Genomic DNA, 24,762 nt, shown 5'->3' on the forward strand with positions numbered 1-24,762 from the left:
CAGCCGGCGCTACAGATCCAGCCAGCGCCGGGCTGCTGCCTGCAGCGCCTCTTGCGCGCCTGTGGTCAGCAAGGTGGTGTGGCCGGGCAAATCGCCCGGCTGCAACTGCCCGGCGGCCTGCAGCAAACGGCGGGCCTGCCGCGCGACAGGTTCGCCGGTTTCCATCAGCCGGACATCGGCCCCCACCATCGCCTGCAGCGTGTCCCACGCGAAGGCGTAGTGCGTGCAGCCCAGCACCAGGGTATCAACCTGGCCAGCCTGGTTGCCGAAAGGCCCCATCGCCCGCGTGTATTGCTCGCACAGCGCGCGGACCCGCGCGACATCATGGTTCTGGATCGCATCGGCCAGCCCGTCGCAGGGCTGCAGGATGAACTCGGCCTGGTCTTTTAATGTGTCGTGCAAGGTGCGCAGCTTCGCGCTTGCCACCGTGCCGCGTGTCGCCATCACGCCGATGCGGCGTGTCCTGCTCAAGGCGACGGCCGGCTTGAGTGCCGGCTCCACGCCGACCAGCGGCAAGTCCGGGTGTTCGGTTCGCACAAGATGAGCGGCGGCCGCCGTCGCGGTGTTGCAGGCGATCACCAACGCCTTGATCGCATGCTCGTCGCGCAATTGGCGCACGACGGCACGTGTGCGGTCTGTGACAAAAGCATCGCCGCGTTCGCCATAGGGCGCGAAGCCCGCGTCGGCCAGGTAGACGAAAGACTCGGCGGGCAGCTGCGCCCGCAGCGCCTTGAGGATGCTCAGGCCGCCCACGCCGCTGTCGAACACGCCGACCGGCCGTGCGGCCCCGGCCTGGCTTTCGCTCACGCCGCCGCGACGGGGATGTTCTTGAATTCCCCGCTGGCGATTTTTTTCTGCCACTCGGCCGGGCCGGTGATGTGGGCGCTGGTGCCGCCCGAGTCCACCGCCACGGTTACGGGCATGTCCACCACGTCGAATTCGTAAATCGCTTCCATGCCCAGGTCGGCGAAACCGATGACCTTGGCGGTCTTGATGGCCTTGCTGACCAGGTAGGCGGCGCCGCCGACGGCCATCAGGTAGGCGCTCTTGTGTTTTTTGATGGCCTCGATGGCGACCGGGCCGCGCTCGGACTTGCCAATCATGGAGATCAGGCCGGTTTCAGCCAGCATCATTTCCGTGAAGCCGTCCATGCGCGTGGCGGTGGTCGGGCCGGCCGGGCCCACGGCTTCGTCGCGCACCGGGTCGACCGGGCCGACGTAGTAGATGACACGGTTGGTGAAATCGACCGGCAGTTTTTCGCCCTTGGCCAGCATGCCCTGGATGCGCTTGTGCGCGGCGTCGCGGCCGGTCAGCATCTTGCCGTTGAGCAGCAGGGTCTGGCCGGGCTTCCAGCTGGCGACTTCTTCCCGGGTGAGCGTGTTGAGGTTGACCTTTTTGCTCTTGTTGTAGTCGGGTGCCCAGTTCACGTTGGGCCACAGGTCCAGCGAAGGCGGATCCAGGTAGACCGGGCCGCTGCCGTCCATCACGAAGTGGGCGTGGCGCGTGGCGGCGCAGTTGGGGATCATGGCCACGGGCTTGCTGGCCGCGTGGGTGGGGTACATCTTGATCTTGATGTCGAGCACGGTGGTGAGGCCCCCCAGGCCTTGCGCGCCTATGCCCAGGGCGTTGACTTTCTCGAACAGCTCCAGGCGCAACTCTTCGGTCTTGCTCAGTGGGGCGCCCGAGGACGACTTGGCCTGCAGTTCGTACATGTCGAGGTCGTCCATCAGGCTTTCCTTGGCCATCAGCACGGCTTTTTCTGCGGTGCCGCCTATGCCTATGCCCAGCATGCCGGGCGGGCACCAGCCTGCGCCCATGGTGGGCACGGTCTTGAGCACCCAGTCGACCACCGAGTCGCCGGGGTTGAGCATCACCAGCTTGCTTTTGTTTTCGCTGCCGCCGCCCTTGGCGGCCACGGTGACATCGACTTTGTCGCCGGGCACCAATTCGGTGAAGATCACGGCCGGCGTGTTGTCCTTGGTGTTCTTGCGTTCGAACTGCGGGTCGGCGACGACCGAGGCGCGGAGGGTGTTGTCGGGGTGGTTGTAGCCGCGGCGCACGCCTTCGTTGACGGCGTCGTCAATGCTTCCGGTGAAGCCTTCCCAGCGCACGTTCATGCCGATCTTGAGGAACACGTTGACGATGCCGGTGTCCTGGCAGATGGGGCGCTGGCCGGTGGCGCTCATCTTGCTGTTGGTGAGGATCTGTGCGATCGCGTCCTTGGCTGCCGGGCTTTGCTCGCGCTCGTAGGCGCGCGCCAGGTGGGCGATGTAGTCCGTGGGGTGGTAGTAGCTGATGTACTGCAGCGCGGCGGCTACGGATTCGATGAGGTCGGCTTGCTTGATCGTGGTCATGGTGGGGTGGGGATCGTCGTTTTGGGGGAATTCGGGCAAACCTTGCAATTATCCGTCTTCGCAAAACCCCTCAGATGAGAATTCTTCTCGTCTGCGGTCATACTTCAGTTTTCCCCTTTTTTGACAGCGCAGGACATTCCATGACGACAAGCAGCAGCACGCGCACCGAGCGCGACACCTTCGGCCCCATCGCGGTGCCGTCCGACAAACTCTGGGGCGCGCAGACGCAGCGTTCCCTGCAGAACTTCGACATCTCGGGTGAACAGCAGCCGCGCGAGATCATCAAGGCGCTGGCCCAGGTCAAGCGATCTTCTGCCAAGGTCAACCACGCGCTGGGCCTGCAGGACGAGAAAAAAACCAAAGCCATCGTGGCCGCGGCCGACGAGGTGATCGCGGGCAAACATGCGGACGAGTTCCCGCTGGTGGTCTGGCAGACCGGCTCGGGCACGCAGACCAATATGAACGTCAACGAGGTGCTGGCCAACCGCGCGAGCGAAATCCTGGGCGGCGAGCGCGGCGAAGGCCGGCTGGTGCACCCCAACGACGACGTCAACCGCAGCCAGTCTTCCAACGACGTGTTCCCGACCGCCATGCATGTGGCCGCGGTGGAAGCGCTGACCCACAAGCTGCTGCCGGCCATCGCGAAACTGCGCGCCACGCTGGCGAAGAAAGCGCAGGATTTCGACGGCATCGTCAAGATTGGCCGCACCCACCTGCAGGATGCCACGCCGCTCACGCTGGGCCAGGAGTTTTCGGGCTATGTCGCGCAGCTGGACCACGGCGAAAAACACGTGCGCGCCGCCTTGCCACACCTGTGCGAGCTGGCGTTGGGCGGCACCGCCGTCGGTACCGGCCTGAACGCACCCAAGGGTTATGCCGTGCAGGTGGCGGCCGAGCTGGCCACGCTCACCGGTCTGCCTTTTGTCACGGCGCCCAACAAATTCGAAGCGCTGGCCTCGGTCGACGGCCTGGTGCATGCGCACGGCGCGCTCAAGACCCTGGCGGCCAGCATGATGAAAATCGCCAATGACGTGCGCTGGCTGGCCAGCGGCCCGCGCAGCGGCATCGGCGAGCTCAGCATTCCCGAGAACGAACCCGGCTCGTCCATCATGCCGGGCAAGGTCAACCCGACGCAGAGCGAAGCCGTCACCATGCTGGCGGCCCAGGTGTTCGGCAATGACGTCGCCATCAACTTCGGCGGCGCCTCGGGCAATTTCGAACTCAACGTCTTCCGGCCCATGGTGGCGCACAACTTCCTGCAGAGCGTGCGCCTGCTGGCCGACGGCATGGTGAGCTTCAACGACCACTGCGCCGAGGGCATAGAGCCGAACCGCGAACGCATCACCGAGCTGGTGGACCGCTCGCTGATGCTGGTGACGGCGCTGAACACCCACATTGGCTACGACAAGGCCGCCTTCATCGCGAAAAAAGCGCACAAGGAAGGCAGCAGCCTGCGCGACGCGGCGCTGGCTTCGGGCTATGTCACGGGCGAGCAGTTCGATAAGTGGGTGGTTCCCGGGGATATGGTCTGAACATAGGCACACCCCCGTCCAGGCTCACTGCGTGTAGCCTGTTCCCCCCTTGCAGGGGGCGGCGCCTGCGGCCCGGCAAAGCCGGTTCCGCGGCGCCTTGGGAGGGGCGGACGCGTCGGTGACCTGGTGTCTGGGACAATAGGGCATGCTGAAATTCGTCCATCGCACCCTCAACCAGTTCATCAATTCGCAGTCGCTGTCGGGCGTGGTCCTGGCGCTGGCCGCCGTGCTGGCGCTGGTCCTGAGCAATTCGCCATGGGGTGAGGCTTACAACCGGTTTGTGCAGTTGCCCGGCGAGCTGCGTGTCGGCAGTGATCTGCTGGTGCTTTCCAAGTCGCTGCTGCACTGGGTCAATGATCTGTGGATGGCGGTGTTCTTTTTCCTGGTGGGGCTGGAAATCAAGCGCGAGTTGCTGGACGGTGAGCTCGCCTCGCGAAGCCAGGCCCTTTTGCCGGCGGGTGCGGCACTGGGCGGCATGCTGGTGCCTGCCCTCATTTACATGGCGATCAATGCCGGCAACCCCGTCGCCATGCGCGGCTGGGCCATCCCGGCGGCGACCGACATCGCCTTTGCGCTGGGCATCCTGGTGTTGCTGGGCAGTCGTGTGCCGACATCGCTGAAAGTGTTTTTGACGGCCGTCGCCATCATTGACGACCTCGGGGCCATCCTCATCATCGCTTTTTTCTACACCGATGGCCTGTCGGTGACGGCGCTGGCCGCTGCCGGCGTGGGCGTGCTGGTGCTGCTGGCCCTGAACCGGGCCAAGGTCATGGCGATTGGGCCCTATGTGATGGTGGGTCTGGTGATCTGGCTCTTCGTCTACAAGTCCGGCATTCATGCGACGCTGGCGGGCGTCGTGACCGCGCTGGCGATTCCCCTGTCGGACGGCAAGGGCGGCTCGCCGCTCAAGACAGCCGAGCATGCGCTGCATCCCTGGGTGGCTTTTGCGGTGCTGCCCATGTTTGCGTTCGCCAACGCGGGGGTGTCGCTTCAGGGCGTGACGATGGGGACGCTGCTGCAAAGCGTGCCCATGGGCATCACGCTGGGCCTGCTGGTGGGCAAGGCGATAGGCGTGTTCGGCGCGTCCTGGCTGCTGATCCGCTTTGCCGGTGCGCGCCTGCCGGCAGAGGCCGATTGGAGGCAGTTTTTTGGCGTCTGCCTGCTCTGCGGCGTGGGTTTCACCATGAGCCTCTTCATAGGCGCGCTGGCCTTTGCCGGCCAGGATGCCGCCTATGAAACGCAGCTCAAGCTGGGGGTGCTCTGCGGCTCGCTGCTGTCCGGCGCGCTGGGCGCGCTGATGCTGTTGCGCAGCGGCACCGCCGTGGAGGCGGCGAAAACGCCCACCTGAGGTTTAGTGCTTTTGCGCGGCGATGCCCGACATGATCTTGTCGGTGTAGGCGATCGCAATGGCTGACAGCAGGAAGGTGATGTGGATCACGGTCTGCGCGATCAGGACCTTGTCGGTGTAGTTGTCGGCGTTGATGAAGGTCTTGAGCAGGTGGATGGAGCTGATGCCGATGATGGCCGTGGCCAGTTTGACCTTGAGCACCGAGGCATTCACATGGCTCAGCCATTCCGGCTGGTCGCGGTGGCCCTCAAGGTTCATGCGGCTCACAAAGGTTTCGTAGCCGCCGACGATGACCATGATCAGCAGGTTGGAGATCATGACCACGTCGATCAGGGCCAGCACCACCAGCATGATGACCGTCTCATTTAGCGACACGATGGGCGTAGCGGTCTTGTAGCCTATGCTGTTGATCAGCGATTGCAGGGCGGTCTGGCTGCCGAAGGCGGCTTCGACCAGGTGCCACAATTCGACCAGGAAGTGCATCACGTACACCGCCTGCGCGGCGATCAGGCCCAGGTAGAGCGGCAATTGCAGCCAGCGGCTGGCGAAAATCAGGTTGGGCAGCGGGCGCAGCGGGGAGATTTTTCCGGGTGGTTGGTCTTGGGTAGGTTCAGTCATGGTGGCGTAAGCTGAAGGTTTGCGGCATTGTAGAGGGGAGGCTGGCCACCCCGGGAACTTTGGGATTTGTAAGGTTCAAGCCAGTCAGTGGCTTGTAAGTGCGGCAGATAACAGTACCACGCATTCAGTGACAAACAGGAGACAAAGCCAAATGAGCGCCCCCAATTCTGCGATTGAATCGACCCTGGTGGAGAACCGCATCTTCCCGCCCGCCGCCGCCACCGTGAAGGCCGCGCGCATTTCGGGCATGCCGGCCTACCAGGCTTTGTGCGCCGAGGCTGAAAAGGATTTTGAGGGATTCTGGGCGCGCCTGGCGCGCGAAAACCTCAGCTGGAAAAAGCCTTTCACGAAGACGCTGGACGAATCCGCCGCACCCTTCTACAAATGGTTTGCCGACGGCGAACTCAACGCCTCCTACAACTGCCTGGACCGCCACCTGGGCACGCCGACCGAAAACAAAAAAGCCATCATTTTCGAAAGCGACGACGGCAAGGTCACCAACGTCACTTACAAGGAACTGCACGCCAGGGTCAGCCAGTTTGCCAGCGCGCTCAAGGGCGCGGGCATCAAGAAGGGCGACCGCGTCATCATCTACATGCCGATGACGGTTGAGGGTGTGGTGGCCATGCAGGCCTGCGCGCGCATAGGCGCCACGCATTCCGTCGTGTTCGGCGGCTTCTCGGCCAAGAGCCTGCAGGAGCGCATCCAGGACGCCGGCGCCGTGGCCGTCATTACCGCCAACTACCAGTTGCGCGGCGGCAAGGAACTGCCGCTCAAAGCCATCGTCGATGAAGGCATCGCCATGGGTGGCTGCGAGTCGATCAAGAACGTGATCGTCTACCAGCGCACCGCCACGGCCTGCAACATGGTGGCCGGGCGCGACAGCCTGATGCACGAAATCACGGCCAAGGCGGCGCCGGTGTGCGAGCCCGAATTCGTCGGCGCCGAGCACCCGCTGTTCATTCTTTACACCTCGGGCTCGACCGGCAAACCCAAGGGCGTGCAGCACAGCACGGGCGGCTATCTGCTCTGGGCCAAGCTCACGATGGACTGGACCTTCGACATCCAGCCCGCCGACGTGTTCTGGTGCACGGCCGACATCGGCTGGATCACCGGCCACACCTACGTGGCCTACGGCCCGCTGGCGGCCGGCGCGACGCAGATCATTTTCGAGGGCATCCCGACCTTCCCGAATGCGGGACGCTTCTGGCAGATGATCGAAAAGCACAAGGTCACGATTTTCTACACCGCGCCCACGGCCATCCGTTCACTGATCAAGGCCGCCGAAGGCGACGAAAAAGTGCACCCGGCACGCTCGGACCTCAGCAGCCTGCGCATCCTGGGCTCGGTCGGCGAGCCCATCAATCCCGAAGCCTGGATGTGGTACTACAAAAACGTGGGCGGCGAGCGCTGCCCCATCGTGGACACCTTCTGGCAGACCGAAACCGGCGGCCACATGATCACGCCGCTGCCCGGCGCCACGCCGCTGGTGCCCGGCAGCTGCACCCTGCCGCTGCCCGGCATCATGACCGCCATCGTCGATGAAACCGGCAAGGACCTGCCCAACGGCTCGGGCGGCATGCTGGTCGTCAAGCGTCCCTGGCCGTCCATGATCCGCACCATCTGGAACGACCCCGAGCGTTTCAAGAAGAGCTATTTCCCCGAAGAAATGGGCGGCACGATTTACCTGGCCGGCGACGGCGCGGTGCGCAATGCCGACAACGGCTACTTCCGCATCACCGGCCGCATCGATGACGTGCTGAACGTCTCGGGCCACCGCATGGGCACCATGGAAATCGAATCGGCGCTGGTGGCGCATTCCGCGCTGGTGGCCGAGGCCGCCGTGGTGGGCCGGCCCGACGACCTGACCGGCGAGGCCATCGTGGCCTTTGTGGTGCTCAAGCGCGCGCGCCCCACGGGCGAGGAGGCCAAGGCCATCGCCAAGGAACTGCGCGACTGGGTCGGCAAGGAAATCGGTCCCATCGCCAAGCCCAAGGACATCCGCTTCGGCGACAACCTGCCCAAGACACGCAGCGGCAAGATCATGCGCCGCCTGCTGCGCGGCATCGCCAAGGGCGAGGCGATCACGCAGGACACTTCGACCTTGGAAAATCCGGCGATCCTGGAGCAATTGGCTGAAAAGCAGTAAGGTTAATCAGGTATAAAAAAAGCCCGTCGATGACGGGCTTTTTTGTGGGCTTGCGAGCCGCTTATTTGGTTGCCAGGACCCAGGCGGCCAGTTTTTTGGCTTCTTCAGGATTGACTTGCGCGTTCGCGGGCATGGGCACCGGGCCCCAGACGCCCGAACCGCCCTTGATGATTTTGGCGGCCAGCTTGTCGGCGGCATCTTTCTGGCCGGCGTACTTGGCGGCAACATCCTTGTAGGAGGGACCGACCAGCTTTTTGTCGACGGCATGGCAGGCCATGCAGTTCTTGGCGGTAGCCAATTGCAGGTCGGCCAGGGCAGGGGTCGACACGGCAAAACCCGTGGTCACAAAAGCGATTACCGAAAGAATGCGTTTCATGGATTGTCCTCGTGGGGGGAAGTTGTGGATTCGGTTACAGTCAATCAACGTGATTGTAGTGGTGCCGGTTGACCCTTGTTTCAAGGGGATACCCCTTGGCGCTGGTGGACATATTCAGGAGAAATTTCATGTTTTTTTTATTGCTGGGCATTGCCGCGTTGGTGCTTAAATACCTGGAGATCGGGCCGGTGGCCACCTTGAATTGGTTCATCGTGCTGTCTCCTTTTGCAATGGCCGTCGCCTGGTGGGCCTGGGCCGATGCATCGGGCTACACCAAGCGCAGGGAAGTCGACAAGATGGCCAAGCGCAAGGACGACCGGATCGAAAAGCAGCGCGAAGCCATGGGTATGCTCTCGGCCAAAAAGAGGAAGAAGTAGGCCCGAGCCACCTCAAGTCCTTATTAGGGTACAGCACCAATTTATCCGCCGTTCGCAAACGGCGAGGCGGCCCAAAGCAAAGAGCCCGTGAAGTCTGTAACTTCACGGGCTCTTGTTGTTTCAGCGGGCCGGGGTCAACTCAATAGTCGTCCAGCACCGCGCCTTTGCTGGCGCTGGATGCATTAAACGCGAACTTCGCCTGCACGCCGCGGGTGTAACGCGGCGCCGGAGCCTTCCAGCCGACCTTGCGCTGGGCCAGTTCGGCGTCGCTGATGTTCAGCTGCAGCAAAAGCTGCTTGGAATCGATGGTGATGGAGTCACCTTCGTTGATGAAGGCGATGTTGCCACCGGCCGCGGCTTCGGGCGCGACGTGGCCGACCACCATGCCCCAGGTGCCGCCGGAGAAGCGGCCGTCGGTGATCAGGCCCACGCTTTCACCGAGGCCGGCGCCTATCAGCGCGCCGGTGGGGGCCAGCATTTCAGGCATGCCGGGCCCGCCCTTGGGGCCGAGGTAACGCAGCACCATCACGTCGCCGGCCTTGATCTTGCCGGCCAGAATCGCGGCCAGCGCAGACTGTTCGTCGTCAAACACGCGCGCCGGGCCGGTCATGACCGGGTTTTTCAGGCCGGTGATCTTGGCGACGCAGCCCTCGGGCGAAAGGTTGCCCTTGAGGATGGCCAGGTGGCCCTGGGCGTACATGGGCTTGTCGATAGGGCGGATCACGTCCTGGTCGGCACGCGGTACCTCAGGTACGTCCTTGAGCGTCTCGGCGATGGTCTGGCCGGAAATCGTCAGGCAGTCGCCGTGCAGCAGGCCGGCGGCCAGCAGCGTTTTCATGACCTGGGGAATGCCGCCGGCGCGGTGCAGGTCCACAGCGAGGTATTTTCCCGAGGGTTTGAGGTCGCACAGCACCGGCGTGCGCTGGCGCACGCGCTCGAAGTCGTCGATCGTCCATTCCACGCCGGCCGCGTGGGCGATGGCCAGAAAGTGCAGCACGGCATTGGTGGAGCCGCCGGTCGCCATGATCACGGCGACCGCGTTTTCAATCGCCTTCTTGGTGACGATGTCGCGCGGCTTGATGTCTTTCTTGATGGCTTCGACCAGGACCTTGGCCGACTCCTTGGCCGAGTTCATTTTTTCATCGTGCGGGTTGGCCATGGTGCTGGAGTAGGGCAGCGAAATACCCAGGGCCTCGAAAGCGCTGGACATGGTGTTGGCCGTGTACATGCCGCCGCAGCTGCCGGTGCCGGGAATGGCGCGGCGCTCGATCTCCAGCAGGTCCTCATCGCTCATGCGGCCGGCGGCGTTCTCTCCCACGGCTTCGAATACGCTGACGATGTTGAGGTCCTTGCCCTTGTAGCTGCCCGGCAGGATGGTGCCGCCGTAGACGTAGATCGCCGGCACGTTGGCGCGCAGCATGCCCATCAGGCCGCCCGGCATGTTCTTGTCGCAACCGCCGACCACCAGCACGCCGTCCATCCACTGGCCCTGCACGCAGGTTTCGATGCAGTCCGAGATCACCTCGCGGCTCACCAGCGAATACTTCATGCCTTCGGTGCCCATGGCCATGCCGTCGGAGATGGTCGGCGTGCCGAAGACCTGGGCGTTGCCGCCGGCTTCCTCGATGCCGGCAATCGCCGCATCCGCCAGCTTTTGCAGGCCGCTGTTGCAAGGCGTGATGGTGCTGTGGCCGTTGGCCACGCCGACCATGGGTTTTTTGAAGTCGTCGGCCTCGTAGCCCATGGCGTAGTACATGGAGCGGTTGGGCGCGCGCGATTTGCCCTCGGTGATGTTTTTGCTGCGCGGGTTGGCAACGATGTTGATGGTCTTGGTGTTCATGGTGCGTCTCGTGGTGGATGTCTGTTTGGGTGTGCCCGGGCTGTGCCGTGGCAATCGAAAGCAGAGTATGCGTGCTTTGATTGATTCTTTCCAATCCATTATTTATGATCTATTAATATGTAATACATATGAATGACGCCATCAATACCGTGCACACGGCTTCCCGCAAACCGCCCCTGATCGAGCTGCGCCTGTGGCGCCAGTTCCTGGCCGTGGCCGAGGAGTTGCACTTCGGCCGCGCGGCCCTGCGCCTGAGCATGACCCAGCCGCCGCTCACGCAAGCCATTGCGCAACTGGAGTCGCTGCTGGGGCTCAGGCTGTTTGACCGCACCAAGCGCAGCGTGCAGCTCACGGCGGCGGGTGCGGCGCTGGTGCCCGAGGCGCGCGACCTGCTGGCGCGCGCCCAGGCCTTGCCGGCGTACGCGCGCGCCAGCGCCGACGGCGAGGCGGGGCGTTTGCGGCTGGCTTTTGTCTCCACCGTGGGTTTTGAGTTGCTGCCGCGCTGGGTGCGGGCCTTTCGCGAGCACTACCCGAAAGTGCAACTGGAGCTGCTGGAGGCAACCGGCGACGTGCAATTGCAGGCCTTTGAACGCGGCGAGATCGACGCGGGCTTCATGCTGCATTCCCCCGGCTTTGCGCCGCCCGGCCTGGCTTGCCGGCGCATCAGCCAGGATCCGCTGGTGGTGGCGCTGCCTGAACAGCACCCGCTGGCAAACAAGGCTGAACTCACTCTTGCGGACCTGTTGGACCAGGCGCTGGTGATTTTTCCGCGGCGCATCGTGCCTTCGCTTTATGACGCGATTTTTGCGATGTACCACGCGGCCGGGCAATTGCCGCAGGTCGCGCAGGAAGCCATCCAGATGCAGACCATCGTGAACCTGGTATCCGCCGGGCTGGGCGTGGCCTGGGTTCCCGAGAGCGTGCGGCAATTCCAGCGGCCCGGCGTGGTGTACCGCAGCCTGCCTGTCGGCAGGCCTTCCGCGCGCGGCGGTTCGCGGGGCGCTCTGGTCGCGGTGCCTGGCTGCGAGACCAGCCTGGTCTGGCCGGGCGCCAGCGCCAACCCGGCGCTCGCGCGCTTCGCGGCCTTTATCGGCGAGTAGACCGGTAAAAGGCTTCGTCCTGTTCGCGTTGCCGGCGCGCCGCCACCGCGCTTTGCTGCTGCTGCCTTTCCGACGCGGTGAGTTCGCGCTGCTCCATCCTGCGTTGGGCTATTTCGTTGGCGCTGCTGCAGCGCGCGCCGCGATTGGCCTCGCAGTTGGCAATGATTTGTTTGTCGGTGAGCGGGGCTGGGGCAGCGCCTTTGCGCAAACCGCCCAATGCCGGGGACGTGCCTTGGCGCGATGCGCCGGCGGCGGCTTCGGCGGCCGCCGCCCGCGCGTCGGCGGCGGCGTTTTCCGCCGCCCAGTCTTTTGGCGCAGCAGCGTTGGCAGAGGGCAAGCCGTCGGCCGGCACCGGGGGAGCGGCGGATCTCGCGGGCGCCTGCATGATGAGTTTTTCGCTGCCGCCCTGGGTCGCGCACGGCATTTGTGAAAACACTTTTTTGCCGTTCGCGTCCAGGCATTGGTAGACCTGCGCGGTGGCAGGCTGCATGAAGAGCAGGCCCAGCAGGCAGGCAGCAAGGGCAGGGAGGAAGCGGTGGCGCATGGCGGAGTCCGTGACGGTGTTGCCGGCAGTCTAATCCAACGCAGTCTTCGCGTAAGCCCTTTCCTACGAGGCATGCGTGCAAAATACCGCTCATGCTCATCCACCCGCAAATCAATCCCATCGCACTCCAGATAGGCCCGCTGGGCATCCACTGGTACGGCCTGACCTACCTGGCGGCCTTTGGCCTGTTTTTCTTCCTTGCCACGCGGCGGCTGCGTCACCAGCCTTTTGCCTCCATCACCGGACCGGGCGCCTGGTCGCGCAGGGATATTGAGGACATGCTGTTTCTGGGGGTGATGGGTGTGGTGGTGGGCGGGCGGCTCGGTTACTGCCTTTTCTACAAGCCAGGCTACTACCTGTCGCATCCGCTGGAGATTTTTTTCGTGTGGCAGGGCGGCATGAGCTTTCACGGCGGCATGCTGGGGGTGCTGGCCTCGCAATGGTGGTTTGCGCGTTCGCGCCAGCGGCCCTGGCTGCAGGTGATGGATTTTGTGGCGCCTTGCGTGCCCACGGGGCTGGCGGCGGGGCGCGTCGGCAATTTCATCAACGGGGAGCTGTGGGGGCGCTTCAGCGACCCGGCCCTGCTCTGGGGCATGGTGTTTCCGGGCAGCGGCTCCCCGCTGCCGCGCCATCCCTCACAGGTTTACCAGTTCCTGCTTGAAGGCCTGCTGCTGTTCGTGCTGCTGTGGCTGTATGCGCGCAAGCCCCGCAAGACGGGCCAGGTCTCCGGCGCCTTCCTGCTGGGCTACGGCGTGTTCCGCTTCATTGCCGAGTTTTTCCGCGAGCCGGACGAGTTCCTCGGCATCCTGGCCCTGGGCATGAGCATGGGTCAATGGCTTTGCGTTCCCATGATCATCGGCGGCGCCTGGCTCTGGGTGTGGGCGACAAAACGCGCCGAGCCGGCCTGAGGCCCGGCCAAACCGGCACAAGGGAGGCTGCCCGGGCGGGGCGGCCCATGCTGCTCGCGTTCGCGCCACAATCCGCAAGTCTCCACTAGGGTTTTTCCCTGTCGTTTTCAGGCACAGCCTCTTGATTGCGTTTGAGTTATTTCTCATAATTACACGTAATTACTTGAAATTACCGCTGGATTGAACGTCAAGGCACCAGCGGGAAAGCGAGTGTTCAGCAGGGGTTCGCCGTGCCGGCGGGCCGGGTCAGTCAAAGGGTCATGCCATGCGTCTTGTCCAGAATTCACTGCACCAGGAGGTCGCCGATACCCTGCGCGAGCAAATTTTCGCGGGTCAGCTGGCGCCCGGGAGCTTTCTGGATGAGGTCGCGTTGTGCGAGCGGCTGGAAATCTCGCGCACGCCGCTGCGCGAGGCGCTCAAGGTGCTGACATCGGAAGGGCTGCTGCGCCATGAGCCCCGGCGCGGCTGCTTTGTCAACGAAGTGACCGAAAAGGACCTCGACGACATCTTCCCGGTGATCGCGCTGCTGGAAGGGCGCTGCGCCTACGAGGCGGCGCGCAACGCCACGGACGCCGACCTCGCGGCGCTGACCACCCTGCACGAGCGCCTCAACAGCCATGCGGCGGCCGGCCGCATCAACGACTACTACGCCACCAATTTCGCGATCCACGAGGCCATCATCCTGCTGGCCGACAACCGCTGGCTGGCGCAGGCCATTGCCGACCTGCGCAAAATCCTCAAGCTCGCGCGGCTGCAGCAGCTTCACGCGCCGGGTCGGCTGGCGCAAAGCCTGTCGGAGCACATGACGGTGTTCGCGGCCCTCAAGAGCCGCGACAGTGAAGGCGCGGAGGCCGCCATGCGCACTCACTTGACGCGCCAGCGTGAAGCGCTGCGCGAACTGGCCCGCAACCAGCGCTCCAGGGTGGCAGCATGAGCGCCGCCGAGTGGCTCAGCCGCAACGTCTCGCGCTTTACCGGCGACAAGGGCGCCGCGGGGAATACGGCGCCACCAGCCGCCCCGGCGGTGGCCAAAAAAGCGGCGTCCGGTGCAAGCCTGCCCGCGCGCAGCACGCATGAGCGGCTGCAGGCGACGCTGAGCCAGAAAGACGAGGCGCTGTCGCCGCGCGTGCTGCGCCGCACCTTGCAGGAGCTGCAGGCCATCATCGATCCCCGCGTGAGCGAGGTCGAGGGCGGCCGCCGCGCCATGGCCATCGCGGCCTGGTACGAGGGCGCCACGGCGGCGCGCCGGCGCGACCTGTGGATGCTCATGAGCGAACAGTTCGTTGCCAACCCGCAAAAGGTCAAGGCCGCGCAGGCGCAGTTCGCGGCGGCGGTGGGCACGCCCGAGGAGGCGGTGGCCGAAGTGCGCTACCGGCGCGCCACGGTGTCGCCGCGCCGGCGCCTGCTGCAGCGCTTCAGCGTCTACCCGGGTGGCATCCAGTTTCTGGTCGACATGCGGGCCGAAATGCAGTCCAGCCTCAAGTCCGACAAGCGCCTGCTGGCGCTGGACGTGGAAATGGAATACATGTTTTCCACCTGGTTCGACGTGGGCTTTCTCGACCTGCGCCGCATCACCTGGGATTCGCCGGCCTCGCTGATCGAGAAGCTCATCAAGTACGAGGCGGTCCATGACATCAAAGGCTGGGCCGACGTGAAGAACCGGCTCGACAGCGACAGGCGCTGCTACGGCTTTTTCCACCCGCGCCTGCCCGAGGTGCCGCTGATCTTCGTGGAGGTCGCCATGGTCGAGCAGATTGCGGGCGACATCATGCCGCTGCTCGACGAACTGGCCGCGCCTTCGGACCTGAGCCGCGCCACCACCGCCATTTTTTATTCGATAAGCAACACCCAGGCCGGGCTGCGCGGCGTGAGTTTCGGCGACTCCCTGATCAAGCGCGTGGTCGAGACGCTGAAGGAAGAGTTTCCCAAGCTCAAGACCTTTGCCACGCTGTCGCCGATTCCGGGTTTTCGCAACTGGCTGGGCAAGAACGCCGGCGCCATGCTCGAAAAGCTGGGCGAAAAGGAACTCACGGCGCTGGGCCGGGCCGTGGGCTTCGAGCCGCCCGGCGCGGGGCATTTGCTTTCGGCCATCGAGAACCCGCTCGCGCTCGGCGAAAAATCGCCGGTGCGCAAAATGCTGCTGCATTGCGCCGCCCATTACCTGGGGCGGACCCTGGAAGAGGGCAAGCCGCTGGACCCGGTGGCGCGCTTTCACCTGGGCAATGGCGCGCGCATAGAACGCATCAACTGGGCAGGCGACCCCACGCCCAAAGGACTCAAGCAGTCCTACGGTCTCATGGTGAATTACCTCTACGACCTCAAGCGCCTTGACAGGCACCGCGCGCAGCTCGCACAGGGGGAAATCCCCGTGTCAGGCGACATCGAAGATTTGTACATTTGAATGTGTACTTAAGAACGTGGTTGAGGACGTATTGACGATGGGTTTGGGTGGCGGCAGGCCGGGTTCATCACCCTTGAACTTCCGGTTTGCCTTTTTCTGATTTCGACAACGACAGGAGACAACAATGACTTTCAGCTTTCATGCCCGGGCCTCCCGGCGCGACATCTTGCGCGCCGCGGCCGCCGGCGCCGCGACACTGTCCTTGGGTAGCCAGGCCCAGTCGGCCTGGCCCACCAAGCCGGTGACGGTCATCGTGCCCTTCCCGGCCGGCGGCGGCACCGACGCCTTCGCCCGCCCCCTGTCCGCCCAGTTCGCCAGGCTGACCGGCAAGCAGCTCATCATCGACAACCGCGGCGGCGCCGGCGGCACGCTGGGGGCCAGCATCGCGGCCAAGGCGCAGCCCGACGGCTACACGCTGTTCATGGGCGCGGTGCACCACACCATCGCGCCTTCGATGTATCCCAAGCTCGACTACGACATCGAAAAAGACTTCGTGCCGCTGGCCCTGATGGCCAACGTGCCGCAGGTGCTGGTGGTCAACCCCCGCAACATGCCTTTTGCCGATTTCAAGGCTTACATCGCGGCCGTGCGCAAGGCGCCGGGCAAGTACAACTACGGCTCGGCCGGCGCGGGCACTTCGCACCACCTGGCGGGCGAGCTGTTCAAGCAGCAGACCAAGACCTTCATCACCCACATTCCCTACCGCGGCGCGGGCCCGGCCCTGCAGGATTTGATCTCCGGAAATGTCGACATGATGTTTGACGGTCTGGGTTCTTCCGCCAATCACATCAAGGGCGGCCGGATCAAGGCGCTGATGGTGTCCGGCACCAAGCGCAATCCGGCTTTCCCGGATGTGCCCTGCGCCGGCGAATTGGGCCTGCCCGACTACACCGTGACCACCTGGTATGGCATGTGGACACCCAAGGGCACGCCGGCCGACGTGCAGGCGCGCATCGTTGAAGACCTGCGCAAAGCCGCCACCACCGACGAGCTCAAAGCCATCTGGGCCAGCAATGGCGCGGACTTCGGCAACCTCACGCCGCAGCAGTTCGGTGCGTTCGTGAGCAGCGAGGTCAAGCGCTGGTCGGCGGTGGTGAAGGCCTCCGGCGCCAAACTCGAATGACCGATTGATGGCCGGAGCTGTTTTACTCGAGGTGAAGGGCTCCCTGGCCTTTGTGACCCTGTTGCATCCGGGCAAGTTCAATGCCATGAGCCGCGCCATGTGGCGCGAACTGCGCGCGGCCTTCGAGCGCCTCCAGCGGGCAGCCGATGTGCGCTGCGTGCTTGTGCGGGGCGAGGGCGGGCATTTTTGCGCGGGAGGCGACATTTCCGAATACGCCGGTTTCCGGTTTGAAGAATCCGCCTTGCGTGATTTTCATGAGCGTGATGTGTGGGGCGGCTTGCGGGCCATGCTCGATTGCGACCTGCCCATGGTCGCGCAGATCGACGGCAACTGCATGGGCGCCGGCCTGGAGATTGCCAGTTGCTGCGATATCCGCATCGCGGCCGACAGCGCGAAGTTCGGCGCGCCCATCGCCAGGCTCGGCTTTCCGATGGCGCCGCGCGAAGCCGCGCTGGTGTTGCGCGCGGCGGGCGAGCTGACCGCGCGCGAAATGCTGCTGTCGGCCGCCGTGCTGGACGCTGGTGAGATGAAGCGGCGCGGCTTTCTCAACCAGGTGCTGCCCGCTGATGAGGCGGTCGCCGCTGCCATGGCTTGCGTGGAACGGTGCGCCGCCCTCGCGCCCGGCGCCGCGAGGCTGAACAAGCAGGCTTTGCGGGTCTTGGCCCAGGCCGGCAGCGAGCAAGCCGTGATGGACCTTGCAGCGAATGCTTACCGCTACGCTGCGTCGCCCGAACACCGGGAAGGCGTGACGGCCTTTACCGAAAAACGCCAGCCCCGGTTTGATGGCCGGGCCGCTGAATCTATGACCACTGACAGCCTGAGCCATGAAAAACCATAACCTGTTCGCGGCACTGCGAGCCGCTTTTCCTTCTTCGCTGGACGACGTTGCCGTCGAAACCGACAACGGCCTGAGCTACTCATGGCGCGACCTCGAACGTGGCACCGCGATGCTGGCCAACCTGCTGGCCTCGCTGGGCCTGCCCGCGGGGGCCCGGGTGGCGGTGCAAGTCGAAAAGTCGGTGGAAGCGATGATGCTGTACCTGGCGACCTTGCGCGCCGGTTATGTGTTCCTGCCGCTCAACACCGCCTACCAAAGTGCCGAGATCGAGTACTTCATCGGCAATGCCGAGCCCTCGGTGATGGTGTGCAGCAGCAAGAATTTCGGCTGGGTCAGCAAGATCGCCTTCAAGGCCGGCACACGCAACGTCTTCACGCTGGATGACGACCGCACGGGCTCGCTGCTGGAGCGCGCCGCGCATTGCAGCGACCGGCATGAACCCGTGCAGCGGCAGGCCGACGACCTGGCCGCCATCCTTTACACCAGCGGCACCACGGGCCGCAGCAAGGGCGCCATGCTGACGCACGGCAACATGCTGAGCAACGCGCTGGTGCTCAAGGACTACTGGGGCTGGAAGAAGGGCGACGTGCTGATCCACGCCTTGCCGATTTTTCATGTGCACGGCCTGTTTGTCGCCATCCACGGTGCGCTGATCAACGGCAGCAAGATGATCTGGCTCGCGAAGTTCGATCCCAAGCTGGTGGTTCGCAAGCTGCCCGAGGCCACGGTTTTCATGGGTGTGCCCACGCTCTACGTGCGCCTGCTGGCCGAAGCGGGGCTCACGCGCGAGGCCTGCCGCAACATGCGCCTTTTTGTCGCGGGATCGGCCCCCTTGCTGATCGAAACCTTCAACGAATGGAAGGAGCGCACCGGCCATACGATTCTGGAGCGCTACGGTATGTCCGAAACCGTGATGCTGACCTCCAACCCCTACCAGGGCGCCGAGCGGCGCGGCGGCACCGTGGGCTTTGCGCTGCCGGGCGTCAGCCTGCGCGTACAAGGCGACGACGGGCAGCCCCTGCCGGCCGGCGAGATAGGCGGCATCCAGGTCAAGGGGCCGAATGTCTTCAAGGGCTATTGGCGCATGCCGGAAAAGACCAAGGAAGAGTTCACGGCGGACGGCTACTTCAAGACCGGTGACGTCGGCAAGATCGACGAGCGCGGCTACATCGTCATCGTGGGCCGCAGCAAGGACCTGATCATCAGTGGCGGCTACAACGTCTACCCGGCCGAGATCGAGGGCTATATCAACGACATGCCGGGCGTGGCCGAAAGCGCCCTGGTCGGCGTGCCGCACCCGGATTTTGGCGAAGTGGGCGTGGCCGTCGTGATCGCCAAACCAGGCGCTTCGCTGGAAGGCGGCCGGATTGTGGGCGAACTCAAGTCCAGGCTGGCCAACTTCAAGATTCCCAAACAGTGTTTTGTGGTCAGCGAGCTGCCGCGCAACACCATGGGCAAGGTGCAAAAGAATTTGCTGCGTGAGCAGTACAAGGGCCTGTTTGCTTAAAACAGGCTAGGGTGCGAAGTCGTCGACCTGGATCACCCGGTCGGCAGCGCGCAGATAGGCCAGTGCCAGCTCAGGGCGGCTTGAGGCCTGTGCGGCGCGCTCCATGGACGCGCTGCGGCGCACGGCCTTGTTGAGGGCCACGGTTTCCTCCCCCAGCTGTGCCGCTAGCGCCAGCGCATCCATCAGGTCCCGCAAGCCGCCGCCGGCCGGCGTGGCCAGGTCGGGACAGAGGCGTTTCACGAGCGCATTGTTGGTGCGCAGCAGCCTGGCGAGTTCCAGCAACTGGACGTCACGAAGCGGCGCCAGCCGCGTGCTGCGGTTGAGCACCAGTGTGCCCACCACCCGGCGCAGCGGCGATGGAAAGTTGGCGTAAAGCGCTTCCAGCGCACTGCCGGCCTGGTCGAGCTGCATGCGAATGGCGGCCCTGGCCACCGGCAGCATGTCGCCATCCTTTTCAACGGCATAGCGCCAGACGCAGGCGCTGGCCATATAAAGATGGGCCAGCACGTCGCCCAGCCGGGCCGACAGCAACTCCATGCGCTTGAGCTTGCCGCCCAGCAGGCCCATGGCCAGGTCGCAGGTGAGTGCGTACTGGCTGCTCAGGCGCGCGATCAGCCGGGCTTCCTTTTCCAGGCCCGCGGGCGGCGTGCCCCGCAGCGGCGCGCCCGCGATGCTGTGCCAGAAGTTGCGCAGCACGTGCCCGCCATGGCCTGTCAATGCTTCGCCCAGCGCCTGGGCGTCATTGTCCTGCACCGCCCGCATTTCCTTCATCACGTAAGGGTGGCAGCGTACCGCGCCCTGGCCGAAGATGATCAGCGAGCGGGTCAGGATGTTGGCGCCTTCCACCGTGATGGCAATCGGCGCGCCGCGATAGGCCACGGATAGCAGGTTGGAAGGGCCCTGGATGATGCCCTTGCCGCCCAGAATGTCCATGCCGTGGTTGACGGCGCGGCGGCCGGCTTCGGTCAAATGCACCTTCAGGATGGCGCTGGCCACGCTGGGCTGCTCGCCGTGGTCGAGCACCGCAGCGGTGTAGCGGCGGGCGGCATCCGTCGCGTACAGCTCGCAGGCCATCCCGGCGATCACGCCGGCAATCGCGTCGAAACGCCCGATCGGGAGCCCGAACTGCTCGCGCACCTGGCCGTAGCCGTTGGCGACAAACAAGGCGGTCTGCTGCATCGCCGAGCCCAGTGCCGGCAGCGAAATGGCCCGTCCGGCCGCCAGGCATTCCATCAGCATGCGCCAGCCCTGGCCGACCCGGGCTTCGCCGCCTATGACCCAGTCCATGGGGATGAAGACCTCGCGGCCTTCGATAGGGCCGTTCATGAAGGCCGCGTCCATCGGCCGGTGCCGCCTGCCGATCTCCATACGGGGCTGCGGCACCGGGATCAGCGCGCAGGTGATGCCCAACTCGCGCTGGCCTTCGGGCAGGCGTTCGTCGATGGCGTTGAAGGCCAGGCCCACGACGGTGGCCACGGGCGCCAGGGTGATGTAGCGCTTGGAGAAATTCACGCTGAAGCCGCGCACCATGGCGCCATCGATTTCCCGCTCGACCAGTACGCCGCTGTCGGGGATGGAGGCCGCGTCCGAGCCCGCATAGGGCGAGGTCAGCCCGAAACAGGGCAGGTCGCGGCCGTCGGCCAGGCGCGGCAGGTAGTGTTGCTTCTGATCCGGCGTGCCATAGCGCAACAGCAGCTCCGCGGGGCCCAGGGAGTTGGGCACCATGACGGTCACGGCGGCCGAGATATTGAGGGTGGCGATGCGCGTGACCACGGTGGCGTGGGCATAGTGGCTGAAGCCCAACCCGCCATGCGCCTCGGGAATGATCATGCCGAAGAAGCGGTGTTCGCGCAGGTAAGCCCAGACCTCTGCGGGCAGGTCCCCGGCCTGGTCGATGGCAAAGTCGTCCAGCATGGCGCACAGGGTGGTGACTTCCTTGTCCAGAAAGGCCTGTTCCGCGGCGCTGAGCACATTGGGCCCGGCGGCCAGCAGGGCGTCAAAATCGGGCCGGCCGGAGAACAGCCGGCCTTCAAAGCCGACAGTGCCCGCTTCGAGCGCGGCGCGCTCTGTGTTGCCCATCACAGGCAACGCCCGGGCAAAGGGTTTCATGGCGGCCCGACCCAGCCAGCGGGAAAATCCCATGGGGTGTCTTTCGGAAGGGAAGTGAAAGCTTGCCCCAAAAGCGTACGCGGGGAGGGGAGGGGCGCCTAGCGCCTTCGGCCCGTCCTGCTGTAGGCGGATTTACCGGGCGGCTGATGGCAAGCCCTGATGCAAAGGCCGCATAAGAAGAAAGGTTCCCGTGCCTTCGGCCCTCTTATACAATTGCTCCGGTCTGATTTTTGCTAGTGTTTCCTGGTTTTTACTTCCAAGTTTTTATAAGAGGAGTTGAGGACATTATGAAAAAGCATCTTGGGTATTGGGCGTTTTCGGCCATGCTGGTGGCGGCACTGACCGCCTGCGGTAAAAAAGACGAAGCGCCTGCCGCTGCCGCCCCGGCCGCCGCCGCGAGCGCACCGGCCCCCGTGGCCGCCGAGGAAAAGGTACTCAATGTCTACAATTGGCCCGACTACGTCGCCAAGGACATGGTCGCCAACTTCGAGAAGGAAACCGGCATCAAGGTCAATTACCAGACCTTCGAGAACAACGAGGCCCTGCATGCCAAGCTGGTCGCCGGCAACACCGGCTACGACATCGTCGTGCCGGGCGCCGTGTTCGCCAAGCCGCAGATCGACGGCGGCCTGCTTGCCAAACTCGACAAAACCAAAATCGCCAACTACGGCAACCTGGACCCGGCCATCATGGAAAAGCTGGGCACCATTGACCCGGGCAATGCCTACCTCGTGCCCTGGGCCTGGAGCTTCACCACGGTCGGCATCAACAAGGCCAAGGTCGCCAAGGCCCTGGGTTCCACCCCCATGCCGGAAAACGCCTGGGACCTGGTGTTCAACCCGGTCTACACCGCCAAGCTCAAGGCCTGCGGCATCGCTTACCTCGACTCGCCCACCGAAGTGTTGCCGCCGGCCATGCACTATCTGGGCAAGAACGCGTACTCCAACGACCCGGCCGACCATAAGGCGGCGGCCGAGATGCTGGCCAAGGTGCGCCCGCACATCCGCATGTTTTCCAGCACCATGATTGACGACCTGGCCGGTGGCAAGGCCTGCGTGGCCCTGGCCTGGGCCGGCGACATCAACATTGCCCGCGGCCGCGCCCTTGAAAACAAGAGCGGCAATGAAGTCGAGGCCCTGTTGCCCAGCACCGGCGGCCTGATCTTCTTCGACACCCTGGCCATCCCCAAGGATGCCAAGCACCCCAACAACGCGCTGGCCTTCATCAATTACTCGCTGCGCCCTGAAGTGTCCGCCTCCCTGACCAACGAACTGGGCTACGCCACCGCCAACAAGGCCAGCCTGCCCAACGTCAAGCCCGAAATCGCCAAGGACAAGGCGGTGTTCCCCGATGCCGACAACCTGAAGAAAATGGTGTCACCGGCCAGCTTCAGCAATGAAGCCCGCGAATCCATGAGCAATGTGTTTACCGCCTTCAAAAAAGGCAAGTGACGTTTTACTGATCTCTGGCAAGCGCTGATTTCAGTGTGAACCCGGCTGTGCATGCAATGCGTTGTGTGCGCAGCTTTTTTTCATCTTGGTGCCTCTGTTCATGAATCTGCCCCTATCGCCCGGTGATGGCTATTTGCGGACCGACCAGCTGGTCAAGCGCTTTGACGGCGTGGCAGCGGTCGACGACGTCTCGCTGTCCATCCACAAGGGGGAAATCTTCGCACTGCTGGGCAGCTCAGGCTGCGGCAAATCGACCTTGCTGCGCATGCTGGCGGGTTTTGAAAAACCGACCTCCGGTGCGGTCTTCCTCGACGGCGTGGACATCGCGTCCTTCCCGCCCTACGAGCGGCCCATCAACATGATGTTCCAGTCGTACGCGCTGTTTCCGCACCTGACGGTCTGGGACAACATCGCCTTCGGCCTCAAGCGCGAGGGTATGCCCAAGCCCGAGATCGAGGCCCGCGTGCAGGAAATGCTCAAGCTGGTCCAGCTCGAGGCCTTCGCCAAACGCAAGCCGCACCAGCTCTCGGGCGGCCAGCAGCAGCGTGTGGCCCTGGCGCGCAGCCTGGCCAAGCGCCCCCAGCTGCTTTTGCTTGACGAACCCCTGGGTGCGCTGGATAAAAAGCTACGCGAACGCACGCAATTCGAGCTCGTCAACATTCTTGAGTCGGTGGGCGTGACCTGTGTCATGGTCACGCACGACCAGGAAGAGGCCATGGCCATGGCCTCCCGCATCGCCGTGATGAGCCACGGCCGCGTGCTGCAGGTTGGCACGCCCAAGGAAATCTACGAGCATCCCAATTGCCGTTTTGTGGCCGACTTCATCGGCAACGTCAACATGCTGGAAGGCGAGCTCACGCTGGACGAGGCCGACCGCTGCGAAGTCACCACCGACCAGGGCGTGGTCAGCGTGGGGCACGGCATCAGCGGCACGCTGGGCATGGCGGTGGCCATCGCGGTGCGGCCCGAGAAGATCCATATCGCCAAGGCCCGCCCGCCTGGGGTCGGCAGCAACCTGTTCACCGGCAAGGTGCGCGAGATTGCCTATTTCGGCAGCTACAACACCTTCATCGTGGAAGCGGCCGGCGGGCGCACCCTCAAGATCACCGAGACCAACACCACGCGCCACGACAGCGACACGATCACCTGGGACGACCCGGTTTTCTTCTGGTGGGACGGCTCCGCGCCGGTGGTGCTGACGCAGTAGGCCCGGCCCACAGGCTGCAACGATTCAATCCCGGCGATGAAAAACATCCCCTCCTGGCTTCAGCTCAACCTCGGGCGGCGCTTCGTAATTGCCGTGCCCTACGTCTGGCTGCTGCTGTTTTTTGTGCTGCCTTTCCTGATCCTGCTGCGCATCAGCGTGACGGACATGGGAGGCGGCGTCGATCCCTTCGCGCCGCTGATAGAGACGGTGAAGGGCTCCTGGCACGTCCTGCTGCGCTACAACAACTACGCATCCATCTTTATCGACAACGCGCAGGACGCCGTGGGCGGCTTCGGCAACACCATCTACATGGAGGCCTACAAGACCTCACTGAAGTACGCCTTGCTGACCACGCTGTCCTGCCTGGTCATAGGCTATCCCTTTGCCTACTTCATCGCGCGCTCGCGGCCCTCGATACGCCCGGCCTTGCTGATGCTGGTGATGCTGCCGTTCTGGACCTCCTTCCTGCTGCGTGTCTACGCCTGGAAGGGCATCCTGGCCGACCAGGGTGTGCTCAACAACCTGCTGCTGTCGCTGGGCATCATCCAGGAGCCCATGGTGATGCTCTACACCGACGTCTCCATGCTGGTGGGCATGACCTATGTGTACTGCCCCTTCATGATCCTGCCGCTCTACGCCAACCTGGTGAAGATGGATTTCCGCCTGCTGGAGGCCGCGCATGACCTGGGCGCCAGCGCCTGGAAGGCCTTCTGGCTGATCACCGTGCCGCTCAGCAAGTCGGGCATCGTGGCCGGCTCCATGCTGGTGTTCATTCCCAGCGTCGGCGAGTTCGTGATCCCCTCGTTGCTGGGCGGCGCCGAAAACATCATGATCGGCCGCGTGGTCTGGGACGAGATGTTCAGCAGCAACAACTGGCCGCGCGCGTCCGCGCTCGCGGTGGTGATGATTCTGCTGATCCTGGTGCCGCTGGCCTTTTATTACCGCTCCAGCAGCGACCGCGACGCGCGGGGAGGGCACTGA

At 64.2% G+C, this 24,762-nt stretch carries 21 protein-coding genes; 14 read left to right on the forward strand and 7 right to left on the reverse strand.

The features are described 5' to 3' along the window. Positions 1-9 precede the first annotated feature (9 nt). Together murI and PMI15_RS15100 are read right to left on the reverse strand one after the other, a co-directional pair. A complete protein-coding gene (gene murI / locus PMI15_RS15095; RefSeq protein WP_007870654.1) occupies positions 10-807 on the reverse strand; it encodes a glutamate racemase in 798 nt (265 codons plus the stop codon). Then, a complete protein-coding gene (locus tag PMI15_RS15100) occupies positions 804-2,354 on the reverse strand; it encodes a fumarate hydratase (protein ID WP_007870657.1) in 1,551 nt (516 codons plus the stop codon). The genes murI and PMI15_RS15100 overlap by 4 nt, the downstream gene beginning before the upstream one ends. A 140-nt stretch (positions 2,355-2,494) precedes the next feature. On the opposite strand from PMI15_RS15100, the gene fumC reads away from it, so the two are divergent. Together fumC and nhaA are read left to right on the forward strand one after the other, a co-directional pair. After that, complete coding sequence (fumC, locus tag PMI15_RS15105; RefSeq protein ID WP_007870660.1) at positions 2,495-3,886, forward strand: class II fumarate hydratase; 1,392 nt, start codon at positions 2,495-2,497, stop codon at positions 3,884-3,886. A gap of 145 nt (positions 3,887-4,031) precedes the next feature. Beyond that, positions 4,032-5,234 carry a Na+/H+ antiporter NhaA gene (gene nhaA, locus PMI15_RS15110; protein ID WP_007870662.1) on the forward strand — a complete coding sequence of 401 codons (1,203 nt, stop codon included), beginning with the start codon at positions 4,032-4,034 and terminating at the stop codon, positions 5,232-5,234. 3 nt (positions 5,235-5,237) lie between these two features. Here the strand turns inward: nhaA and PMI15_RS15115 are convergent, their stop codons facing one another. Then, positions 5,238-5,852, reverse strand: coding sequence for a YqhA family protein (locus PMI15_RS15115; RefSeq protein ID WP_007870664.1), 615 nt, complete (start codon positions 5,850-5,852; stop codon positions 5,238-5,240). A 151-nt stretch (positions 5,853-6,003) separates the two neighbouring features. Here PMI15_RS15115 and acs point away from each other — a divergent pair, with 151 nt between their 5' ends. After that, a complete protein-coding gene (gene acs / locus PMI15_RS15120; protein WP_007870671.1) occupies positions 6,004-8,001 on the forward strand; it encodes an acetate--CoA ligase in 1,998 nt (665 codons plus the stop codon). 61 nt (positions 8,002-8,062) lie between these two features. On the opposite strand, the gene PMI15_RS15125 is transcribed toward acs, so the two are convergent. Beyond that, positions 8,063-8,377, reverse strand: coding sequence for a c-type cytochrome (locus tag PMI15_RS15125; protein WP_007870680.1), 315 nt, complete (start codon positions 8,375-8,377; stop codon positions 8,063-8,065). Between the two features lie 128 nt (positions 8,378-8,505). Here PMI15_RS15125 and PMI15_RS15130 point away from each other — a divergent pair, with 128 nt between their 5' ends. Next, positions 8,506-8,754 (forward strand): TIGR04438 family Trp-rich protein, encoded by a 249-nt coding sequence (locus tag PMI15_RS15130; RefSeq protein ID WP_007870681.1) that lies wholly within the window; start codon positions 8,506-8,508, stop codon positions 8,752-8,754. Between the two features lie 139 nt (positions 8,755-8,893). On the opposite strand, the gene ilvD is transcribed toward PMI15_RS15130, so the two are convergent. After that, positions 8,894-10,594: a dihydroxy-acid dehydratase gene (ilvD, locus tag PMI15_RS15135; protein WP_007870682.1), complete on the reverse strand. Its 1,701-nt coding sequence runs from the start codon at positions 10,592-10,594 to the stop codon at positions 8,894-8,896. 128 nt (positions 10,595-10,722) lie between these two features. On the opposite strand from ilvD, the gene PMI15_RS15140 reads away from it, so the two are divergent. Next, positions 10,723-11,694, forward strand: coding sequence for a LysR family transcriptional regulator (locus PMI15_RS15140; protein ID WP_007870683.1), 972 nt, complete (start codon positions 10,723-10,725; stop codon positions 11,692-11,694). Here PMI15_RS15140 and PMI15_RS15145 read toward each other — a convergent pair. Then, positions 11,681-12,238, reverse strand: coding sequence for a DUF4124 domain-containing protein (locus tag PMI15_RS15145; RefSeq protein WP_007870684.1), 558 nt, complete (start codon positions 12,236-12,238; stop codon positions 11,681-11,683). The genes PMI15_RS15140 and PMI15_RS15145 overlap by 14 nt on opposite strands. Before the next feature lie 92 nt (positions 12,239-12,330). Between PMI15_RS15145 and lgt the strand changes: the two genes are divergently transcribed. From lgt to PMI15_RS15175, 6 genes are all read left to right on the forward strand, one after another. Beyond that, positions 12,331-13,146: a prolipoprotein diacylglyceryl transferase gene (lgt, locus tag PMI15_RS15150; protein ID WP_007870685.1), complete on the forward strand. Its 816-nt coding sequence runs from the start codon at positions 12,331-12,333 to the stop codon at positions 13,144-13,146. 265 nt (positions 13,147-13,411) lie between these two features. Beyond that, complete coding sequence (locus PMI15_RS15155) at positions 13,412-14,080, forward strand: GntR family transcriptional regulator (RefSeq protein WP_007870686.1); 669 nt, start codon at positions 13,412-13,414, stop codon at positions 14,078-14,080. Next, the gene (locus tag PMI15_RS15160) at positions 14,077-15,546 is read left to right on the forward strand and encodes a malonyl-CoA decarboxylase domain-containing protein (RefSeq protein WP_007870687.1); all 1,470 of its coding nucleotides are present in this window, start codon (positions 14,077-14,079) and stop codon (positions 15,544-15,546) included. The genes PMI15_RS15155 and PMI15_RS15160 overlap by 4 nt, the downstream gene beginning before the upstream one ends. Before the next feature lie 124 nt (positions 15,547-15,670). Then, a complete protein-coding gene (locus tag PMI15_RS15165; RefSeq protein ID WP_007870688.1) occupies positions 15,671-16,669 on the forward strand; it encodes a tripartite tricarboxylate transporter substrate binding protein in 999 nt (332 codons plus the stop codon). 7 nt (positions 16,670-16,676) lie between these two features. Then, positions 16,677-17,507, forward strand: coding sequence for an enoyl-CoA hydratase/isomerase family protein (locus PMI15_RS15170; RefSeq protein WP_007870689.1), 831 nt, complete (start codon positions 16,677-16,679; stop codon positions 17,505-17,507). Further along, on the forward strand, positions 17,494-19,014 hold the full coding sequence (locus PMI15_RS15175; RefSeq protein ID WP_007870691.1) for a malonyl-CoA synthase: 1,521 nt from the start codon (positions 17,494-17,496) through the stop codon (positions 19,012-19,014). The genes PMI15_RS15170 and PMI15_RS15175 overlap by 14 nt, the downstream gene beginning before the upstream one ends. A 6-nt stretch (positions 19,015-19,020) precedes the next feature. On the opposite strand, the gene PMI15_RS15180 is transcribed toward PMI15_RS15175, so the two are convergent. Further along, positions 19,021-21,156 carry an acyl-CoA dehydrogenase gene (locus tag PMI15_RS15180; protein WP_007870696.1) on the reverse strand — a complete coding sequence of 712 codons (2,136 nt, stop codon included), beginning with the start codon at positions 21,154-21,156 and terminating at the stop codon, positions 19,021-19,023. A 254-nt stretch (positions 21,157-21,410) separates the two neighbouring features. Between PMI15_RS15180 and PMI15_RS15185 the strand changes: the two genes are divergently transcribed. The 3 genes from PMI15_RS15185 to PMI15_RS15195 all read left to right on the forward strand — a co-directional run bounded on the left by PMI15_RS15185 (position 21,411) and on the right by PMI15_RS15195 (position 24,762). Continuing rightward, positions 21,411-22,574, forward strand: coding sequence for an extracellular solute-binding protein (locus PMI15_RS15185; protein ID WP_007870698.1), 1,164 nt, complete (start codon positions 21,411-21,413; stop codon positions 22,572-22,574). Positions 22,575-22,674: 100 nt separating this feature from the next. Beyond that, positions 22,675-23,781: an ABC transporter ATP-binding protein gene (locus PMI15_RS15190; protein ID WP_007870702.1), complete on the forward strand. Its 1,107-nt coding sequence runs from the start codon at positions 22,675-22,677 to the stop codon at positions 23,779-23,781. A gap of 36 nt (positions 23,782-23,817) precedes the next feature. Next, complete coding sequence (locus tag PMI15_RS15195; protein WP_007870705.1) at positions 23,818-24,762, forward strand: ABC transporter permease; 945 nt, start codon at positions 23,818-23,820, stop codon at positions 24,760-24,762.

The sequence above is a fragment of the Polaromonas sp. CF318 genome (genome assembly GCF_000282655.1).
Lineage (GTDB): Bacteria > Pseudomonadota > Gammaproteobacteria > Burkholderiales > Burkholderiaceae_C > Polaromonas.

What these genes read in the sequence shown, in the direction of transcription:
- PMI15_RS15100 (WP_007870657.1), bottom strand. Translation starts at nt 2,354, where the DNA reads ATGACCACGATCAAGCAAGCCGACCTCATCGAATCCGTAGCCGCCGCG.
- fumC (WP_007870660.1), top strand. Translation starts at nt 2,495, where the DNA reads ATGACGACAAGCAGCAGCACGCGCACCGAGCGCGACACCTTCGGCCCC.
- nhaA (WP_007870662.1), top strand. Translation starts at nt 4,032, where the DNA reads ATGCTGAAATTCGTCCATCGCACCCTCAACCAGTTCATCAATTCGCAG.
- PMI15_RS15115 (WP_007870664.1), bottom strand. Translation starts at nt 5,852, where the DNA reads ATGACTGAACCTACCCAAGACCAACCACCCGGAAAAATCTCCCCGCTG.
- acs (WP_007870671.1), top strand. Translation starts at nt 6,004, where the DNA reads ATGAGCGCCCCCAATTCTGCGATTGAATCGACCCTGGTGGAGAACCGC.
- PMI15_RS15125 (WP_007870680.1), bottom strand. Translation starts at nt 8,377, where the DNA reads ATGAAACGCATTCTTTCGGTAATCGCTTTTGTGACCACGGGTTTTGCC.
- PMI15_RS15130 (WP_007870681.1), top strand. Translation starts at nt 8,506, where the DNA reads ATGTTTTTTTTATTGCTGGGCATTGCCGCGTTGGTGCTTAAATACCTG.
- ilvD (WP_007870682.1), bottom strand. Translation starts at nt 10,594, where the DNA reads ATGAACACCAAGACCATCAACATCGTTGCCAACCCGCGCAGCAAAAAC.
- PMI15_RS15140 (WP_007870683.1), top strand. Translation starts at nt 10,723, where the DNA reads ATGAATGACGCCATCAATACCGTGCACACGGCTTCCCGCAAACCGCCC.
- PMI15_RS15145 (WP_007870684.1), bottom strand. Translation starts at nt 12,238, where the DNA reads ATGCGCCACCGCTTCCTCCCTGCCCTTGCTGCCTGCCTGCTGGGCCTG.
- lgt (WP_007870685.1), top strand. Translation starts at nt 12,331, where the DNA reads ATGCTCATCCACCCGCAAATCAATCCCATCGCACTCCAGATAGGCCCG.
- PMI15_RS15155 (WP_007870686.1), top strand. Translation starts at nt 13,412, where the DNA reads ATGCGTCTTGTCCAGAATTCACTGCACCAGGAGGTCGCCGATACCCTG.
- PMI15_RS15160 (WP_007870687.1), top strand. Translation starts at nt 14,077, where the DNA reads ATGAGCGCCGCCGAGTGGCTCAGCCGCAACGTCTCGCGCTTTACCGGC.
- PMI15_RS15165 (WP_007870688.1), top strand. Translation starts at nt 15,671, where the DNA reads ATGACTTTCAGCTTTCATGCCCGGGCCTCCCGGCGCGACATCTTGCGC.
- PMI15_RS15170 (WP_007870689.1), top strand. Translation starts at nt 16,677, where the DNA reads ATGGCCGGAGCTGTTTTACTCGAGGTGAAGGGCTCCCTGGCCTTTGTG.
- PMI15_RS15175 (WP_007870691.1), top strand. Translation starts at nt 17,494, where the DNA reads ATGAAAAACCATAACCTGTTCGCGGCACTGCGAGCCGCTTTTCCTTCT.
- PMI15_RS15180 (WP_007870696.1), bottom strand. Translation starts at nt 21,156, where the DNA reads ATGGGATTTTCCCGCTGGCTGGGTCGGGCCGCCATGAAACCCTTTGCC.
- PMI15_RS15185 (WP_007870698.1), top strand. Translation starts at nt 21,411, where the DNA reads ATGAAAAAGCATCTTGGGTATTGGGCGTTTTCGGCCATGCTGGTGGCG.
- PMI15_RS15190 (WP_007870702.1), top strand. Translation starts at nt 22,675, where the DNA reads ATGAATCTGCCCCTATCGCCCGGTGATGGCTATTTGCGGACCGACCAG.
- PMI15_RS15195 (WP_007870705.1), top strand. Translation starts at nt 23,818, where the DNA reads ATGAAAAACATCCCCTCCTGGCTTCAGCTCAACCTCGGGCGGCGCTTC.